Annotated in this window: 13 protein-coding genes and 1 tRNA gene; 6 read left to right on the top strand and 8 right to left on the bottom strand. The window is 46.4% G+C overall.

The window, feature by feature from the left end:
- Nucleotides 1–8: 8 nt before the first annotated feature.
- From IC230_RS11645 to IC230_RS11610, 8 genes are all read right to left on the bottom strand, one after another.
- Entirely contained in the window at nucleotides 9–554 is a 546-nt protein-coding gene (locus IC230_RS11645; RefSeq protein ID WP_191039148.1) for a phosphonate degradation HD-domain oxygenase, read from the bottom strand.
- Nucleotides 555–572: 18 nt separating this feature from the next.
- The gene (locus IC230_RS11640) at nucleotides 573–1,493 is read right to left on the bottom strand and encodes a metallophosphoesterase family protein (protein ID WP_191039147.1); all 921 of its coding nucleotides are present in this window, start codon (nucleotides 1,491–1,493) and stop codon (nucleotides 573–575) included.
- A 129-nt stretch (nucleotides 1,494–1,622) separates the two neighbouring features.
- Nucleotides 1,623–2,702, bottom strand: a complete 1,080-nt coding sequence (locus IC230_RS11635) for an alkaline phosphatase family protein (RefSeq protein ID WP_191039146.1) — start codon at nucleotides 2,700–2,702, stop codon at nucleotides 1,623–1,625.
- 58 nt (nucleotides 2,703–2,760) lie between these two features.
- Nucleotides 2,761–4,329: a SusD/RagB family nutrient-binding outer membrane lipoprotein gene (locus IC230_RS11630; protein ID WP_191039320.1), complete on the bottom strand. Its 1,569-nt coding sequence runs from the start codon at nucleotides 4,327–4,329 to the stop codon at nucleotides 2,761–2,763.
- A 115-nt stretch (nucleotides 4,330–4,444) separates the two neighbouring features.
- Nucleotides 4,445–7,765 (bottom strand): SusC/RagA family TonB-linked outer membrane protein, encoded by a 3,321-nt coding sequence (locus tag IC230_RS11625; RefSeq protein WP_191039145.1) that lies wholly within the window; start codon nucleotides 7,763–7,765, stop codon nucleotides 4,445–4,447.
- 167 nt (nucleotides 7,766–7,932) lie between these two features.
- Nucleotides 7,933–9,084, bottom strand: a complete 1,152-nt coding sequence (locus IC230_RS11620; RefSeq protein ID WP_191039144.1) for a TIGR03364 family FAD-dependent oxidoreductase — start codon at nucleotides 9,082–9,084, stop codon at nucleotides 7,933–7,935.
- A 110-nt stretch (nucleotides 9,085–9,194) separates the two neighbouring features.
- Nucleotides 9,195–9,929, bottom strand: a complete 735-nt coding sequence (locus IC230_RS11615; protein ID WP_191039143.1) for an HAD family hydrolase — start codon at nucleotides 9,927–9,929, stop codon at nucleotides 9,195–9,197.
- A 107-nt stretch (nucleotides 9,930–10,036) separates the two neighbouring features.
- Entirely contained in the window at nucleotides 10,037–11,572 is a 1,536-nt protein-coding gene (locus IC230_RS11610) for a nicotinate phosphoribosyltransferase (protein WP_191039142.1), read from the bottom strand.
- Between the two features lie 145 nt (nucleotides 11,573–11,717).
- Here IC230_RS11610 and rpoN point away from each other — a divergent pair, with 145 nt between their 5' ends.
- The 6 genes from rpoN (at nucleotide 11,718) to IC230_RS11580 (ending at nucleotide 17,798) form a co-directional block, all read left to right on the top strand.
- Nucleotides 11,718–13,163 (top strand): RNA polymerase factor sigma-54, encoded by a 1,446-nt coding sequence (rpoN, locus tag IC230_RS11605; RefSeq protein ID WP_191039141.1) that lies wholly within the window; start codon nucleotides 11,718–11,720, stop codon nucleotides 13,161–13,163.
- Nucleotides 13,164–13,279: 116 nt separating this feature from the next.
- Nucleotides 13,280–13,921, top strand: coding sequence for a hypothetical protein (locus tag IC230_RS11600; RefSeq protein ID WP_317171785.1), 642 nt, complete (start codon nucleotides 13,280–13,282; stop codon nucleotides 13,919–13,921).
- A gap of 25 nt (nucleotides 13,922–13,946) precedes the next feature.
- Nucleotides 13,947–14,741 (top strand): enoyl-CoA hydratase/isomerase family protein, encoded by a 795-nt coding sequence (locus tag IC230_RS11595; RefSeq protein WP_191039140.1) that lies wholly within the window; start codon nucleotides 13,947–13,949, stop codon nucleotides 14,739–14,741.
- Between the two features lie 53 nt (nucleotides 14,742–14,794).
- Nucleotides 14,795–14,868, top strand: a tRNA-Arg gene (locus IC230_RS11590).
- Between the two features lie 249 nt (nucleotides 14,869–15,117).
- Complete coding sequence (locus tag IC230_RS11585; RefSeq protein WP_191039139.1) at nucleotides 15,118–16,035, top strand: DNA-methyltransferase; 918 nt, start codon at nucleotides 15,118–15,120, stop codon at nucleotides 16,033–16,035.
- A gap of 38 nt (nucleotides 16,036–16,073) precedes the next feature.
- On the top strand, nucleotides 16,074–17,798 hold the full coding sequence (locus IC230_RS11580; RefSeq protein ID WP_191039138.1) for a DGQHR domain-containing protein: 1,725 nt from the start codon (nucleotides 16,074–16,076) through the stop codon (nucleotides 17,796–17,798).
- Nucleotides 17,799–18,247 lie beyond the last annotated feature (449 nt).

The following is an 18,247-nucleotide window of genomic DNA, read 5'->3' as shown; positions in this document are numbered from 1 at the left end:
ACAGGATTTTACCCATTATTGACTACCTGTTGACATTTAGCCAGGTAATAAGCCATATCGGGCGTAGGCAGGTTCGGAATTTTCGCCTGTTCGTCCCAAGTCCGCATTTGCAGAATACCCTTGAAATACGGATTGGTTTCGAACGCGGCTGCTTCCTCTATCGTCATCGGCCCACCCTGAAACTCCAGCGTTTTCACACTTGCTTCCGACAGCCGGGCAAAGTATTTCGGATTTTTGGCTACCAGATAGCGTTTGGCATTAACGTGATGCTCAATCAACTGCGCCACTTTCTCCGAAAATCCTCGCTCACGCAGATAGTCGGCGCCGAGTTTCTCGTGATCGACGGCCCCGTAGCCATCCATATAACCACCGGCAAGCTCGGGCGGAAGCAAATGACCAATGTCGTGCAGAAAAGCGGCCGCGATCGTTTCGTCATCGGCTCCGGCCTGCTCGGCTAGCAACGCACACTGAAGCGCATGTTCGAGTTGGGTAACGGGTTCGCCATAATAAGCCTCCTGTCCACCGTCAGCAAAAAGAGTTGCAATTGTTTCCATGATACACCAGAAGAGACGTTACGTGTACTGCAAATAGGTTCGTTCAACCGTACCGTCGTCGTATAAATCAATCAGGGCGTAGCCGGCTTTGGTTTGCTGATACGTATCACTTTTCCACCAGTTGCCGCTTACGGCGCCATTGCACAAGTACGTAACCCCGTTATAATCAACCCGGTCGAGCAGGTGCATGTGGCCGCTTAACGCTGTTTTTACATTCGGGTACTGATAAAATAATTTCAGCAACTCCGGGGTGTTGGACAAAACCAAACCTCCGGAAATCGACCAGTTGCCGTCTTTGACATTCTGCTCACTAAAAAATCCGGTTGGGCTGAAAATGGGGATGTGCGACAGGACCAGCGTAGGCGTCTTCGTGCCCGTTTTTGCCAGATCCTGCTTCAGCCAATCCAGTTGTTCCGGGTCGATATGGCCGGTATACCATTTTCCATCCGGCCTGGGCTGTACGCTGTCCAGGATAATGAAATGCCAGCCGTTGCGGTCAAATGAGCGATAACGTCCACTAATTTTCATCAGGTCAACGGCCCATTTTTTGCCATACTGAGGATCAGCTTTGGCTCCCTCAAATCCCCATACGTCGTGGTTTCCAATGCAATATTCGATAGGTAGCGAGTTATCAGCCTTCATCACCGTATGCCAGGCGTCCCACTGTTTCTGTACGTCGGAACGATCTTTCGCCAGTGCATCCATGATCACATCGCCCCCGTGTAACACGAACGCTGGTTTATCGGAATGGCTCTGCGCATGATGAAAACATTTCGCTACGCCCTCCATCGGTTTGGCTTCGGGCAAAATGTGCGTGTCGCCAATGTAGGCAAACCGAACGCTACGTTGGCGGGCCATAGGAGCCGACGTAATTAGCTCATTAGAGCCTGAAACGAAAGGCAGTAGAGCGGCTGATTTGAGGATGGTTCTACGATTCATTGTCGATAATCATTCTGTTGTCATTGAGCTATCACGTGGTTTACGTGGTGTCAGGTTTTCGAACCTGACACCACGTAAACCACGTGATAGCTCAATGACAACTTACGCATAAAAAGTCAGTATCTATTGTCACTTGTTGCCAATCAGGCTATCAATCGGTGGTCCAACCGGGTGATCGGTTTTAAACTCAAAACCCAACAGACGAGCCAAGGTAGCCGCTATCTGATTCTGAAACAAAACCGGACCGTTGCTTTGCTCGCCCGACGTACTAATGCCGGGGCCCATAGCGGCCAGCCAGATCTGGTACGAGTCGGCGGTTTTGGTGCCGTGATCTTTCCAGCGGGCTTTGGGCGTATGTCCGCGACCGTGGTCGGAGGTAATGACCATCGCTGTTTTTCCGGCGTACTGCGGCATTTTCTGGATCAATTGCCATAGATCAGCTAGGTATCGGTCGATGGATTGCACCATACGCAGGTGATCGGCATAACGTCCGGCATGGGCCAGATCGTCGGTTTCGTCGAATGAGAGAAACAGGACGCGCGGTTGCTTTTGCTTAACGTATTGCCGGGCCGTGAAATACGTCAAAAAATCAGCCCGAACCCCATTACCAAACTCTCTTGGATACAGCATCGTCAGATCACTCAGCAACGAATCGGCAGACGTAACGGGTTTACCTGCTTCATTGGCCGAGCTGGCTGGAATGCCGCTCCGCTTCTCGTTGACGGCGGCTTCAATGACATCCCAGGATGAGAAAACGGCTACTTTGCCTTTGTAACCCGGTTGCTGATTCAGAAACTCCAGCACCGTTACGTTCGGATTGTCAATTTTGTCGTTCGACTTAATTCGGTCATCCGCATAGCCACTCAGAATTTCGTTATAACCCGGATAGCTGAACCAGTGCGGATTCGATACGTTCATACGGCTGCCTTTCTGCCGGTTGCCATACAGTTGCCCCTGCTTACCGATCGTGTTCCACAGAAACGGCATGAACCGCTCCCGCCGTTCGGTAGCCGTCGGTGCCCAGAATAATTTACGAGCGCTGGCCGTATCGCGACTGTAGACCGGATCGAACAGCAGCGTCGAATCGGCCCCGTTGAAAATTTCCTGCCAGCGGACGCCATCCATCGTCACCAGAATCAGGTTTTGTGCCGGTTGCGCCAGGGTGGAGACGCTTATAAAAAAACTGAGTAGAAACCAGATTAAACGCATGATATGCCTATAAAGAAAAAGCCCTATAAGGTTTTAAAAACCTTATAGGGCTGAAAAACTACTTCAGCGCCCACATCGCGGCATTGATGTCATCGTTGCCAGCATATTGACTGGTAATGGCAGCACTATTATTCGCTGTGTTATAGGAGCGCTCTGTGGCCGGATACTGCCAACGTAACGGAATGCGCTGGCTATTGCCTGTACCGGGTCCAGTCAGGAAGGTCGGTACACCTGTCCGGCGCTGGTTATAAAAGGCTTCCATACCCGACTGTTGAAAGAACGCCAGGTATTTCTGCGTCAGAATCTGGCTTAGCCCCGTTGCACCAGCTACGTATTTCACCGCTGACTGAGCGTAGTAATCAGCGAAACTTACATTAACCGTATACGTATTGAAGACTTTATAACCTCCATCGGCAGAGAAGTAGACCGTATTAGCGCCATCTTTCAACCCGTAAAAGCCCCACGAAGCCTGAATACCATTCTTGTAATAATCTTCGGCATTTCCTGCTGCCCAACCCCGATTTATCCCTTCGGCAATCGTAAACTGTAATTCGGGGTAGCCAATAACAATGTAGGGTTCAGCCGTATACGTACTGTAATACCGTCTCCGATTCTGGAACGAATACAAACCCTGCCCGGCATTTGACGACATAACAGCCAGATCTTCTCCCGATGAAGCGCCCACGAAAGCGGCAAAATCAGTGGGCTTGGCACCGGCGGCCACTTTTGCTGTAGCCGGTTCTGCCACGACAAACGTCCGGGGATCTTTCAGCGTCGTTAACGTTCCCAGATACGTAGCGGCCATGTTCTCACGTGTAGCGTTTGCCCCAAAATTATCCGGGTTACGATTATACTTGTTGAACTGATTGTTGTAGACGTATTGCAGATTATCGTCCATAGAGGTCATCACCGGAAATTTAGCCGGGTTATTCACCACTTCGGCGAAGCGCGCTTTTACGTTCAGATCGGTGTCAGTTTCTTTCTTGCTCAAGCTGATCAGCACCCGTAATTTAAACGTATTGACTGCTTTTTGCCACTTAGTCAGGCTATTACCGACATAAATATCGCCGGTGAGGTTATTATCGGCTTTGGCGATCAATGTTGTCAGGTCCGTGTTGGCATCGTCGAGCCATTTCAGAATCTGCACGTACACATCTTTCTGTGCATTGTATTTGGGCGTCTGATTATCCAATCCCAGCAGTGCTTCTGTCAACGGTACGTCGCCAACGCGTTTGGTCATGTTCTCGAAGAAATAAGCCCGAAAAAATTTTCCCAGTGCCGAATACGCGTTCACATCCGGCAGACCCGCTTTTTTGGCTTCTTCTTCCATTTTTACGACGTTTTTCAGAGTCGTATAATAGAGATCCGTTGACGTCCAGGCGTAATCGTTGGTTGCGTAGTAATTGTAATTGCTGGCGTAGAACTGATTATAGCGTTGCGAATCGTTCCATCCACCGCCACCAGCTACACTATACATGCTGTTGAGCACACCATTAAACACCAGCGAAGCCGGAGCACTGGTCGGTCGGTTTGGGTCCTGTTCGAGCTGATCGAACGGTTTTTCGCATCCGGTCAGCGTGAGACCGAGAGCGAAAACTGGAAGAAGTATGCGTTTATAAAGTTTCATTATTTTCATGTCTATAGTTGTCTTAGGTATCCATGGGCTTCAGCCCGTGTTTTGAGGGAGAAATCTCTTAAAGAAACACGGGCTGAGGCCCATGGATACCTAAGACAATTAGTTTTTAGAATACCAGATTCAGATTGATTCCGTACCGACGTGTCGTTGGCGTTTGCAAACCGGAGTAACCACCGGTCAGGTATTGATCGAGGTCAATGTCTTTATACTGAGCAAAATACAGAAGATTCCGTCCGACCAGCGATACGCTTGCCTGCTTAACACCCAAACGTCGCAGGGCCGATTGCGGAATGGTATAGCCGATAATTACTTCGCGCAGTTTGGCATAGCTCCGGTCCATAAGAAACGCTTCCGACTGCCCATATACCCGGGCGATGTAATCCTGTGCATACGTTTGGGTTGTATTGGGCGCGTACTTTAACTCACCATAGTTAAGTACATTACCGTTTACATCGTAGTTAATCGTTCCACTCGCCAACGAAACGCCTTCACCTAAATAGGATTTGATTCCCTGCACATCGTTCTTCCGGGCTTCGCCAAAAGCGCCCTGTATGGTTTCAATATTACGCCCCCCCTGGAATGTCTTCTGGCGGACGTAATTGGCAATTACGCCCCCGACGCGCCCATCGAACTGGAAGCTGAAATTGATATTCCTATAACTGAATCGGTTGTTAATGCCCCAGACAAATTTCGGGTTCACATACCCCAGAAATTGTGATACTGGATTCACGATAGGCCGCCCGCCCCCATCGTTGATCAATTGGCCGTCGGGTGTTCTGACAAATGCCCCCGAATAGAATCCGTCGGTACGGTCGCCGGGATTAATGAAGCGCGAACCGCTGCTGCTACTCACAAAGTAATTCGATGCCAGTGTATTAATTCCGGCTTCTGGATAAACTTCTTTCAGCCGTTGCGTAAACGTCGAATAGTTGGCGACGACATCCCAGTTGAACCCCTTCGCAGTACGTAGCGCCTGGCCTGTCAGTGAGATTTCGGCTCCTTTTTTCTGCGTCAGAATTCCATTCACCAATCGACCTGTATAGCCCGTGGCTTCCGACGAAGGCAGGGTGAAAATCCGCGGACCATCGTTGCTGATGTAATAAGCCGCATCCAGCGCCAACCGGTTATTCAGGAACCGAATATCTAAGCCAAACTCTGTCTGGGAAGTTGAATTGGGTTTCAGATTTGGATTGTTGAGCGTATTGGTATAGTAAGCGGCTGGTTTATTGTTGTACGATAACGGTAGCGAATATACCGCCGAATTGTCATACGTTGGTCCACCATACGACGACGAATAATTGTCGCCATAACCGACTGGGAACGACGCGCCGGGGGTTGAGCTGATGGTTGATTGGGTCAGACCATCCTTTACGTTCGCATAAGACGCCCGCAGTTTCAGAAACGAAATGGGAGTAGCCTGCATAGGAATGTAGTCGGAGAGAACTGTACTCAGCGCTACCGATGGATAGAAATACGCGTTGTTGCCCTTCGGTAATGTCGAGAGTTTATCGAGCCGCCCCGTAGCAGTCAGCGTTAGGTAGTCGCGATATGTAAAGTCAGCCGAGTAATAAGCCGATAATACGCGCATATCCGCCTGAAAATTTGACGCCTGAACGGGGTTCGACGAGTTGGCAAAATTGTAAACACCCGGTACGTTCAGGTAATTGGTACTGGCATAATCGGAGTTATAGTTGAAGATACGAGCTTCGCCCCCTACCAGAGCGTTAATAGCCAGATTAGGCGTAATTTTTTTGGTATACTGAAGCAACAACTGATTGATGTTATCGAATAATGCCCGACGATCTTCGCGGTAATCACCCCGACCTTCTTCACGACCATACGTAGTGGCCGAATACGGGAGCTTTTCGGTACGTAGCAGATTGTAGGTCGTCAACTGCGTTTTGCCCGTCAGTTGCAATCCGTCGGCCAGTTGGTAACGTAGCGAGGTATAGCCGTTGAGGTTATTATTGTAGTGGCCACGCAACCAGTATTTGGCCAGAAACCAGGGATTATTGTACCGCTGATATTCAGCGTAAATCTGTTGAGTACCTTCTTTACCCGGCTGCCAGATCTGCTTCATATCATCAATATTCCAGTCGGCACCACCCCAGGCAATAATGTTGTAAATCAGCGAGTTTGGCCCATAGTTTACGTCTGGAAAGTTGGGAGTAAACTGCCGGTTATAGTTCAGACTGGCTTCAAAGCGTAGTTTCGGTGAAAAATCATACCCCCCGTTCAGGGCAAAATTCACGACGTCTAATTTCGTATTCGGTACCAGCCCGCGCTGATGGTTGTACGAGAGCGAAAATCGCATGTCATATTTTTCCCCGGATGCGCCTACAGCGATGTTGTTGTTCGACAGAACGCCCGTCTGGATAAACCGGCGAAGGTTGTCTTTTCCTCGTGGCAAATAAGGCGTGGGCTGGCGGTTGCTGGTGAAAACAACATCGTCGCTACCAGCTCGCTTAAACGTAGTGGTGAACGATTGACCCGGCACCACTGGGCTGTCGTACTGCGGAATTAACTGACCATTTAGCGCAGGGCCCCAGACATCATAATCGCCATCGTTGAGACCATTACCTTTTCCGTCGCCAAACGCATAAATACCGTGATCGCCGGGACCGTATTCATCCTGCACTTTCGGAATGGCAATAAACCCATTATCGAACATCTGACTGGTATTCACTTCCACCGAAAAACCACGCTTATCTTTTGTACCGCGCTTGGTGGTGATCAGGATCGCGCCGTTTTTCCCCCGGAATCCGTACAGGGCCGATGCCGATGCACCTTTCAATACCGTGTAGGTTTCAATATCATCGGCGCTGATGTTCCAGGTATCCGACGTAATGGGGATACCATCCACCACAAACAATACGTCAGAATTTCCCCGTAGTGAAATGTTCGGCCGCCCCAGCAATTCCGACGAAGCCCCAATCGTTAACCCGGCAACCTTACCGGTTAGGGCGTTGACCGGATTAGGTTCACGAGCTTTGAGCAGTTGGTTACCATCAACGGTTTGAATAGCGACGCCGGTTTGCCGGATGTCTTTTTTAATACCAAGTGCCGTTACAACCACTTCGCTCAGTGTGGATGAGCCAACGGTCATTGATACATTAATAGTCGTTCGATTGCCAACCGAAACTTCCTGACTCTGGTAGCCAATAAACGAAAACGTCAGCGTTGCTCCGGCAGGATTGTTTACGTTAAGCGTATACGTACCATCCGCGCGGGTGGTTGTACCCGATGTTGTCCCTTTTACCAGGATTGACACCCCCGGCAATGGCTTATTATCATCGGCAGCGACGACCGTGCCGGTTATGGTTTGTGCCCACGCGACTAAGCCAGGCACCAGACAAAATAAAAACGCCACCGACAACCGGCGAAAAGCCTGAATCGGTGGCGCAGAAGACAGTAAATAATGCTTCATACGTAAAAGTAGGTTAGTTAATTACTTGGGTATTTTTCTGCAAAAGTACGTTGTGGTTGTTACCTTAATATTAATCGGTTTTTACTACATAATAAACAAACCTATCAAATATTCACAATACCTTAATCGACACACAACAAATAATTAATACTAGTTCATGTGAAAACTTATGCATGTACCCCTAACCATTGCCGAATGCTCTCTTCTGCATAGCCTGCTCCCGAACTCATGCCTTTTCCACCAATACCCGTAACGATGCGAATACGCTCATCGACAGTATGTTCAAAGATTTCGTCTTTTGTCTGGCTGTAGAAACCCGCCCAGGTTTTTTTAATCGTTAACGGAAACGTAACAATCCGTCGGGCTTCGGCCAGCATCAGCTCATTAATGTGATCCTGCGTATGGTAACCTAGGTCTTCGGCCTCTGTCGCGCTGGCATATTCGTGCGAATCACCCACGATGATTGAGCCATCAATAGCTTGCTTGAACAGAATATGAATTCCCCATTTTTTAAGCTCGGCCAGCGCTTCTGGCGTTTTCAGATTGTTGTAAGATGGACATTCCTGAAAAGCTTCGTATCGACGTATTGTTAAACCTGTCAGAATATTTCCCGGCAGGGCCAGACCAGCCACCGGTTCAGCCAGCAGCATTTGTAATTTACTGACTACCAAACCAGCCTTCGCCAATACGTCCGGGAATAGCAAGCGCACTTCGTGACCGCTGCAAATGAGCACGCGCCCAGCCTGGAATTGCTCCCGATTACTAAGCGTTACCGTAACACCACTGGCATTCGACTCGGCATCGATCACAACGGAACCTGGCCGATAATCAACGCCATATTTTTGCTGTACATACCCAATCAGCCGGTGAATCATCTGCTCTGGCTCAACGCTCATTTCCTGCGGAAAGAAAATGCCGCCTACAACGTAATCAGGTTGCAGCGACGGATACTTAGCCAGACATTGTGCTTTGCTCAGCAACTCACTGGTATAGCCGATCCGTTGGTAGCGATCGTGGAGTTCATTCGCCAGTGTCCATTCGTCAGCGTCCGATGCAATGTAAATCGTGCCATTTTGCCGAACGGTTATGTCGGTTTCCTGTTGAATCTGCTGATAAATTTCCAGACTCCGGCGACCATAATCAAACCAGCGACCTGCTAACCCGGATGGCACTACCTGCCCGAAATTGCGCACGGTGGCACCAACCGGGTACCGGTCTTTTTCGAGCAATAATACACGCTGTCCGGCTTTGGCAGCATGATACGCATGAAACGTACCGAGCGTGCCGGCACCAATAACAATCAAATCGTAAGAAGGCATAAATTGAAGGAGGAAAGGGAGAAAGGAGAAAAGGGACGAAAGGGAGAAAAGAGACGAACGTTGACTACTTATCCTTCCTCTCTTTCGTCCCTCTCCTCCCCTTCTTCCTGCTATGCATTAATCGTTTCGGTCCGGGAGCTTACCAGCGCGGGCAGTTCCTTGAGTGAGGCCAGCAACCGGTCATGCGGGTACGCTTCCAACTGCTCGCGAGAATGGGTGCCATTCGTGAGGCCCAGATTCAGCGCAACCCCAGCCGCACGACCTGATAGCAAATCAGAAGGCGTATCTCCAAGGTTGACAACCGCTTTCGGATCGCTCACGCCCAGCATGTGCATCGCTTTTTCAATCATCTGCGGGTACGGTCGGCCGCGCTCTACTTCATCACTGGCAATGGACAGTTGAATCATGCTGTCAGGGCTTCCGATACGTTGGTCGTTCAGGCCATTCAGCCAGCCCAGTTTCTCCAGAATAATATCCGTTACGACCCGATAAAAGCCTGTTGTCAGGGCAATAGCGATACCGCGTTCGCGCAGGTAGGCAAATGTTTCCAGACAGCCTTCGGTGGGCGTTGCACCGTGCGTCCGGTAATGATTTTCCAGAATGCGCCGGAACGCATCGTATGATACGTCAACCTGTGGCGTTACATCCGTTTCATTACCAAGTTGCTCTTTCCAGAGGGTTTCGAATACGTAGCGTTTCGACAGGCCCTGCATGGCCAGAATCCGTTCATCGGAAACGGAGAGGCCCGTTTCGTTAGCGGCCTCAGCGAAACACCGCTCTACCTCGTGGTGGTCGGTTACCGTGGTGCCGGCCATATCAAATACCACTAGTTCAATAGGTTGCATGATGGAGATATTAGCATGATTGGATTGGTAAAAAAACAGAAAAGTTTGATACAGTCCGTTAGTCTGGGATTAAGAAATAAAGAAATGAGTAACAATCTCGTTTCATCCTATTGCTCAACGCCTTCCCGTAGCTTCATAATTAACTCCGTCTTCAGCTCGTGGAGGTTCTTTTCTAAGCCAACCGGATACGTATGTGGATTCACAAAGCGCTTCACGCCCGAATGCAGACTGGCCAGCTGGGTCTGTACCCGCGCCCGTACTTCGTGAACCGTTGGTAACGCATAAACGCACGTGCCGTTCTGAAAAACAGGAACCAGCAAATCCTCATACGCCTGCTTCGGATCGAAGCGACGGCGTTTGGTAAAATCCAGCGGGTCGATCATCGTGGCTGGTTTGTTCGTTAGATGATGATCGGTCTCATTCATGTCTGAATCAAAAATCATGTCGGCCATAAAACCCCGCTCATCCCGATACCGCCGTACCTGCTGAATGCCCGGCGTTGAGATCTTAATCGCCTGTTCGGATAATTTCATCTTGTATACCCAGTGGTCCGTCACACGGTGGCCCGTCTCACGGTGGTCCGACGTTTCGGCTCCCGAAGATTCATTCCGCAAAGCCGCTAATTTATAAACACCGCCCAGCGCAGGCTGATCGAAGGCCGTGACGAGCTTGGTCCCAACGCCCCAGATGTTAATTTTTGCGCCCTGCTGCTTCAGGCTATTGATGATCGTTTCGTCTAAATCATTACTGGCCACAATGGCCGTTTCGTGAAAACCAGCCGCATCCAGAAGCTTCCGGGCTTCAATGCTCAGGTACGCCAGATCGCCCGAATCGAGCCGGATGCCGGCCAGTTTATACCCGCGTTTTTCCAGCATGCGTCCTGTTTCAATCGCATGACGAACCCCCTGCAACGTATCGTACGTATCGACCAGCAACGTTACGTTATTGGGCAATACGCTGGCATACGTATCAAACGCCTGCTGCTCATCATCGAACGACATCACCCAGCTATGAGCGTGTGTCCCCCGTACCGGTACGTCGTAAAGCTTACCGGCCAGTACGTTCGACGTAGCATCGCAACCACCAATGTAAGCGGCCCGGCTAGCCGTCATGCCCCCATCCACGCCCTGTGCCCGACGTAGTCCAAATTCAAGCAACGTATCGGTATCGGCCACTAACCGCAACCGAGCGGCTTTCGTCGCAATTAGGGATTCGAAATTAATCAGATTCAGCAGGGGCGTTTCGAGCAGTTGACATTGCAGAATCGGTCCACGCACCCGCACGAGTGGCTCGTTTGGAAACACAACTGTCCCTTCGGGAACGGCTTCGATGTCGCAGGTCAGTTTCAGGTTGGCAAGGTATTCCAGAAACCCCTCCTCAAACAGCGGTTTCCCGTCGTTACCGGTCATGCTGCGCAGGTAACGCAGGTCTTTTTTCGAGAAGCCAAAGTTTTCGATATAGCCGATGACATTGGCCAGTCCGCAGGCAATGGTAAACCCCCCATTAAATGGGTTTTTCCGGAAATACAGATTGAACACAGCTTCTTTTTCGGCTGTTTTCGATTTCCAGTAGCCGTAGGCCATGGTTATCTGGTACAGATCGGTCAGGAGACTTAGCGACGTATCGTAGAGCTTATTTGTCATAAACACGAAGGTAGTGTGTGAATACTTTACACAAAATTCACAGGCATAAAAACAAAAATCTTATTATTTTGGTCTGATATTTGCGAAGGGCACTTTGCCTATTTCACCAATCACTCAACGTAACTGATTAATCTATAGCCGTATCATGCAGAAATTAAGTCTTTCGCAGTCGCTCCAGCAAAAGCTATCTCCGCAGCAGATTCAGTTTATCAAGCTTTTGCAGATTCCGACCGCCGAACTAGACACACGTGTCGAAGAAGAGCTGGAAATAAACCCGGCGCTGGAAGAGGGGGCGGACGACGATTACGATCAGAAAGAAGACGACCCGTACGATGAACTGGATGATTACAAAGAGCGTGACAACGATCTGGACATCGACAGCTATATTCAGGATGAAGATTACGCGGGTTATAAAATGCAGGGCGATGGCAATTATAACGAAGAAGAGCGCGATATGCCGCTGGCGACCAGTTCGAGCCTGATCGACTCACTCATGCAGCAGTTCGGGTATCTGAATCTAACCGAAGAACAACGAATCATTGGCCTGCAACTTGTTGGGAGCATTGAAGCCGACGGCTACATCCGACGTTCGCTGCAGGCCATTGTGAACGACCTGGCCTTCTCCCAGAATATCTTTACCGACACCGACGAGGTAGAAGCCGTATTGCACCAGATTCAGTCGTTTGACCCGGCGGGTATTGCCGCCCGCGATTTGCAGGAATGCCTGTTGCTGCAACTTCGACGTAAGGACCAGTCTGATTCCTGCGTTACGTTAGCCATTCGTATTATCGACGAATTTTTCGACGAGTTTTCCCGGAAACATTACGATAAAATCCAGAAACGACTCAATATCAGCGACGAATCACTTAAAAAGGTCGTCGACGTGATCATCAGGCTGAACCCTAAACCGGGCTCGGTAGAAGGCGAGTCGGGAACGGTTCAATACCTGATTCCGGATTTTATTCTGACCAATAACAACAACAAACTCGAACTGACGCTAAACTCGAAGAACGCGCCGGAACTGCGGATCAGTCGCTCGTTTGCCGATATGCTCGATACGTATGATAAGAGCAAAAAGCAGAATAAGGTGCTGAAAGAAACGGTGTCGTTCGTGAAGCAAAAACTAGACGCGGCCAAGTGGTTTATCGATGCCATCAAGCAGCGGCAGCAAACCCTGCTCCGGACCATGAACGCGATCGTGCAGTTTCAGTACGATTTTTTCCTAAACGGCGACGAATCCCGGCTTCGGCCCATGATCCTGAAAGACATTGCTACCATGATCGACATGGACGTATCAACGGTTTCGCGGGTAGCGAACAGCAAGTCCATTCAAACGGAATTTGGGATTTACCCACTGAAGTATTTCTTCTCCGAAGGAATTTCGACCGATTCGGGCGAAGATGTCAGCAGCCGGGAAGTGAAAAATATTCTGAAAGACCTGATTGATAATGAGCCGAAACTCAATCCCCTCTCAGACGACAAACTTGAAAAAATCCTGAACGATCGCGGCTATAACATCGCCCGACGTACCGTAGCCAAATACCGTGAGCAGTTGAATATTCCTGTTGCCCGATTACGAAAAGAACTGTAAAAGAATGATAAATTATAAATGAGAACAGCTGATACGTTTACGTAAGAGACTGACCTAACAGGTTGACAAATAGTTATCATTCATCATTCATCATCGCTCCGGCGACCCGGTCATCATTGACAAAGCCTTTTGCCCTTTTTCTGTCGGTTATTTTTCACCCGCTCCTGATGCCGACGCTGTTGTTCGCTGTATTGCTGTTTCTGGCACCAAGTGCGCTGAACCTGGATATGTTTGGCGACTCCCTGCGGCTAAGTTTGCTGGTATTGATTTTCGTGGGTACGTTCATGGTGCCAGCCGTGCTAACGTATTACCTTCTTCGTATAGGATACGTCCAGGATATGCAGCTGACCAATTTGTCCGATCGGCGTCTGCCTTATTTTATGACCGCGCTGATCTATCTGCTGGTGGCGTACCTGTTCAGTTTTCAGATGCGGGCCGTTTCGTCTCTGGCGCCCGAAATTGGGATTTTGATTGGGAGTATCGCGGTGTCTATCCTGCTCGGTGGCGTGATCAGTTTATCCTGGCAAATCAGCGCGCATGGGATTGGCATTGGGGGCGTGATTGGCGTAATTGCTGGTCTTATTGCCCGATTTGACGTAAGCGATTTGTTTATACCCCTGCTTGTGCTCGTTTTCCTCACGGGCCTGGTAGCCAGTGCCCGTCTGAAACTCAACGCCCATACCCCGGCCCAGATCGGCGCGGGCCTGGCGCTGGGATTCGTCACGGGCCTCCTGACCGTTTACTGGTTCTTTATCTAAATCCACTGACCACCGACGTAGCCTCATGTACGAAAACCTGCTTTACGACGTAACGAACGCGGTTTGCCGCATTACCCTGAACCGACCTCAGGTTTACAATGCGCTGAGTCCCGGTCTGATTCGCGACATTACCGCGGCCGTAGAAGCCGCTGGTTCGGATGAGCAGGTCCGCGTCGTGGTCATTACGGGCGCGGGCGACAAAGCTTTTTCATCGGGCGCCGATCTGAAAGAAGGGGCTGCCGCTGGCTTATCGGCAGGCGGACTTAACCTCGGCGAATCATTACGAACGACGTATCACCCCATGATTCGGGCTATTCGCAACCTGCCCAAACCCGTTATCGGACGGATCAATGGCATAGCAGCCGGAGCGGGTTGCTCACTGGCGCTGGCCTGCGACGTAGTGATCTGCGCGGACGACGCGTATTTTAGCCAGATTTTCGTCAACATTGGCCTGATGCCCGACGCCGGTTCGACGTTTTTTCTACCCCGGCTCATCGGCCCGCAACGCGCCTTCGAACTGTGTAGCACCGGCCGACGCGTATATGGTCCCGAAGCGGCTCAACTGGGCCTGGTAAGTCGCTCCGTTCCAGCGGTTGATCTGGACGCAGCCGTTACCGACGTCGTAGACTATTATGCCACCGCTCCTACCCGCGCCATCGGTGCGATGAAACTTGTGCTCAACCAATCGCTCTACTCCAACCTCGACCACCAACTCGATCAAGAAGCTGACAATCAGGATACATTAGGCCGATCGGCGGACGCTATGGAAGGGATTGGTGCTTTCCTGATGAAGCGCAAAGCAAATTTTTCAGGAAAATAAGTTGACAAGCCTGCTTTTTCTCCCTACTTTTGCACTCCCAATCAATGGGAAACGCATTTGTAGCTCAATTGGATAGAGCACCTCACTACGGATGAGGAGGTTTGGGGTTCGAATCCCTACAAGTGCACGAAAAAGTTAGAAATCCTTCAAAATGAGCTGTTTTGAAGGATTTTTAGTTTAGATGTAACTTGAAATGTAACCGTATTCAGTGATAATAAAGAAACCCTCAAAACATTATGTATTGAGGGTTTCTTTTTAGCATTTTATTACTGTTATTAAAACTAAAAAGTAATAAAAATCAAATGTCAAACTATTTGCATTTGTTAATGACTTGATTTTGTTACTTATTTGTAAATTGTTTTAACTAAAGAATAAAATGCTATTCGACCTGATTGATCCTGATCTTAAAGCAGACCTTATCTGTGGTGATACATTAGATGTACTGAAATCTTATGAAGATAAAAAGTTCAATTTAATAGTAACTTCTCCCCCATACAATGTTGGAAAAGAATACGAAGTTAAACAGTCGATTGAAAATTATTTAAGTTCACAAGAAGTAGTAATAAAAGAACTAATTCGAGTTCTTAGCGATGACGGTAGTATTTGTTGGCAAATAGGAAATTATATTCATAAAGGAGAAGTTTATCCCCTCGACATTTATTATTATCAAATATTCAAAAAATACGGTTTACAATTGAGAAATCGTATTATTTGGCATTATGGTCATGGCTTACAAGCGAAAAATAAATTTTCAGGAAGATACGAAACCATTTTATGGTTTACTAAAAGTGACAAATACACATTTAATCTTGATAATGTAAGAATACCATCTAAATATCCAGGAAAGCTTTATCATAAAGGAAGTAATAAAGGGCAACCATCTGGTAATCCTTTAGGGAAAAATCCCTCTGATATATGGCAGGTAATTTTACAAGATTGGGAAGAAGAAGTATGGGATATTCCAAATGTTAAAGCAAATCACTTAGAAAAAACATTACATCCTTGTCAATTTCCGGTAGAATTGGTCGAAAGATGTGTACTTGCATTAACAAACGAAAATAGCTGGGTACTAGATCCATTTGCTGGAGTTGGTACTTCTTTAATAGCAGCACTGAAAAATAATAGAAATTCGGTAGGAATCGATAAAGAGCCGAAATATTGCGAAATAGCAAAAGATAGGTTGGCAAAATTAAGAGCTGGGGAGTTAAAGACACGCCCGATAAATAGGCCTATACACGTCCCATCTCCAGGAGATAAAGTAGCTCAAGTACCAAAATCTTGGCTAATCAATTAATCGATTTTTATTTTTTTTATACTTTCCTTCGAAATTCTATGAAAACCTCAAACCCTAAAAAAAGAAAAAGTCCAAAGAAAACTATAAAAAAAACCACTAAAGAAATAATTCAAGCTAGAAGACAAAGAAGCCTTAATAATAAAGTAAATAAGATTTTTCAAAATATGGGTTTCCAATACCTTCATACAGATGGTATACACGAAACTTTTGGCGGACAAAAAGGAGAGCTAGATAATGTATTTTTATATGAGAATATAATTTTGATGGTTGAGCAGACTGTTTCTGATGATAATGACCATTTGAAAAAGAAAGATTATTTTTTCAGAAAAATAATTTCCGACTTTCCGAATTTTATTATATGGCTAAAGAATAGATTTGGAAAAGAATTTAATAAGTTTGATGAATATTCAGATAAGCAGTACAAGTTCTTTTATATATATATACCTGATAATGTCATTTCCCAAGAAAAGAAAGAGAATTTTTCAAAAATAACTTTTATAGATAAGAATTCATTAGAGTATTTTAGTAATGTTTCAAATGCAATAAAGCATACTGCAAGATTTGAACTATTTAAATTTCTCAAATTAAATATATCAGATATTGGTAATCCAGTATCTAGCTTGCCTTTAGAAAAAATTGAGACAGCTGTAATAATGCCTGAAACTGCTTCAGGTTTTCCAGATGGTGTTCAAGTATTAACTTTCATTATGAGTGCAAAAGTTTTAATGGAGTGCGCATATGTATTAAGAAAGGATAGCTGGGATAGTTCAATAGGTTTATATCAACGATTACTTGACAAGAAAAAGCTTGAGAACATAAGGAAATTTCTATCAGAGCATAAAAGGACTTTCATAGATAGTATTATTGTTACATTACCATTTGATACTTCCTTTAGTGCTTTAAACCTAGAAACAAAAAAAGAGGATCAAATCGACATTTTTTCGGCTATTGGCTTTTCAAATATTTCAATGACAATACCATATAAGATAAATACCATTGGTATAATCGATGGGCAGCATAGAATTTATTCACATTATGAAGGTACAGATTCATTAGAGGCTAGCATCAATACATTGAGAAAAAAGCGACATTTGTTTGTAACGGGTTTATTATTTGATAAAACTAAATTCACAGAATATAGCAAGAGAAAGCTTGAAAGTGAGATATTTTTACAAATTAATAACGAACAAAAAACAGTTAATAGACAATTACTTCAATATATTAAGTCCCTTACTGATCCTTATTCATCTGTTGGCATTGCTAACAATGTTATAAAATATTTGAATCAGAATAAACCATTTTCTGGATTATTTTCAGACTCTGCTTTAGTTAAAGGAGGGATCAAAACTCCTACAATTCTACAGTTTGGGTTGCAATCACTAGTTGCCTTGGATGAGAGCGAGGATAATTTTACTTTATACAAGTTCTGGATATTATCAGGGGGGGATAAAGTAACTGATGATGGAACGCTTTCTGAATATGTGATCTATTGTGGAAAAAAACTATCAGATTATTTTTGTGCCTTGAAAGATAAGTATAAGCACGATTGGAAACCGAGAAATAAAAATGAAGGAATATTGTCGGCTACAACAATTGTAGCTTTTCTTCGAGCATATAAAATTTCGCTTGAAAGCCAGAATGGCCCTAAAGATTTTGAATTTTACAATAACAGGTTTAAAAACCTTGATGTAGATTTTAGTAAATATGTATCTAGTCATTGGAATTCTCTTGCCTTGGAAATCGTTGAGTTATGTTTTAGATAAATAAAAAAGGAGAGAGACATATATATGTCTCTCTCCTTTTTTATTTATCTATTTATTAATTTGTAATGTCAAGGCTTTTTACATATTCTCCTAGACCAGATTGGTCAAGCGCCTTTATTAAAGGCGCTTTTATTAGCTGAAACATTCCTGATGATTGTAATACTCCAATGATATCGTTAGAATTAACTTGACCAAAGAATTCTAAGTCATAGTAATATAGATTCTCCTTAAAAGATTTAATCTTTTCTTGACTTATGGGCCTGTCAAAATAGATGTGAATATTTTTTTTAAACATCTCGATTTAGTACTGCTTAGGTACATAGTAACATTAAAGTATATATTTTTTTATTTTACGTGTATAATATATTACATCATAAAATTTCTTCCAAACAAAATATTACAACCTCAACAACTGCTTATGGCAATAGCAGCTAATGCTAATTTTAAAT

The sequence above is a fragment of the Spirosoma validum genome (assembly GCF_014699035.1).
Taxonomy (GTDB): Bacteria; Bacteroidota; Bacteroidia; order Cytophagales; family Spirosomataceae; genus Spirosoma; species Spirosoma validum.
The sequence above is the reverse complement of the archived record's forward strand: the minus strand, read 5'-3'. Positions and strand labels throughout refer to the sequence as shown.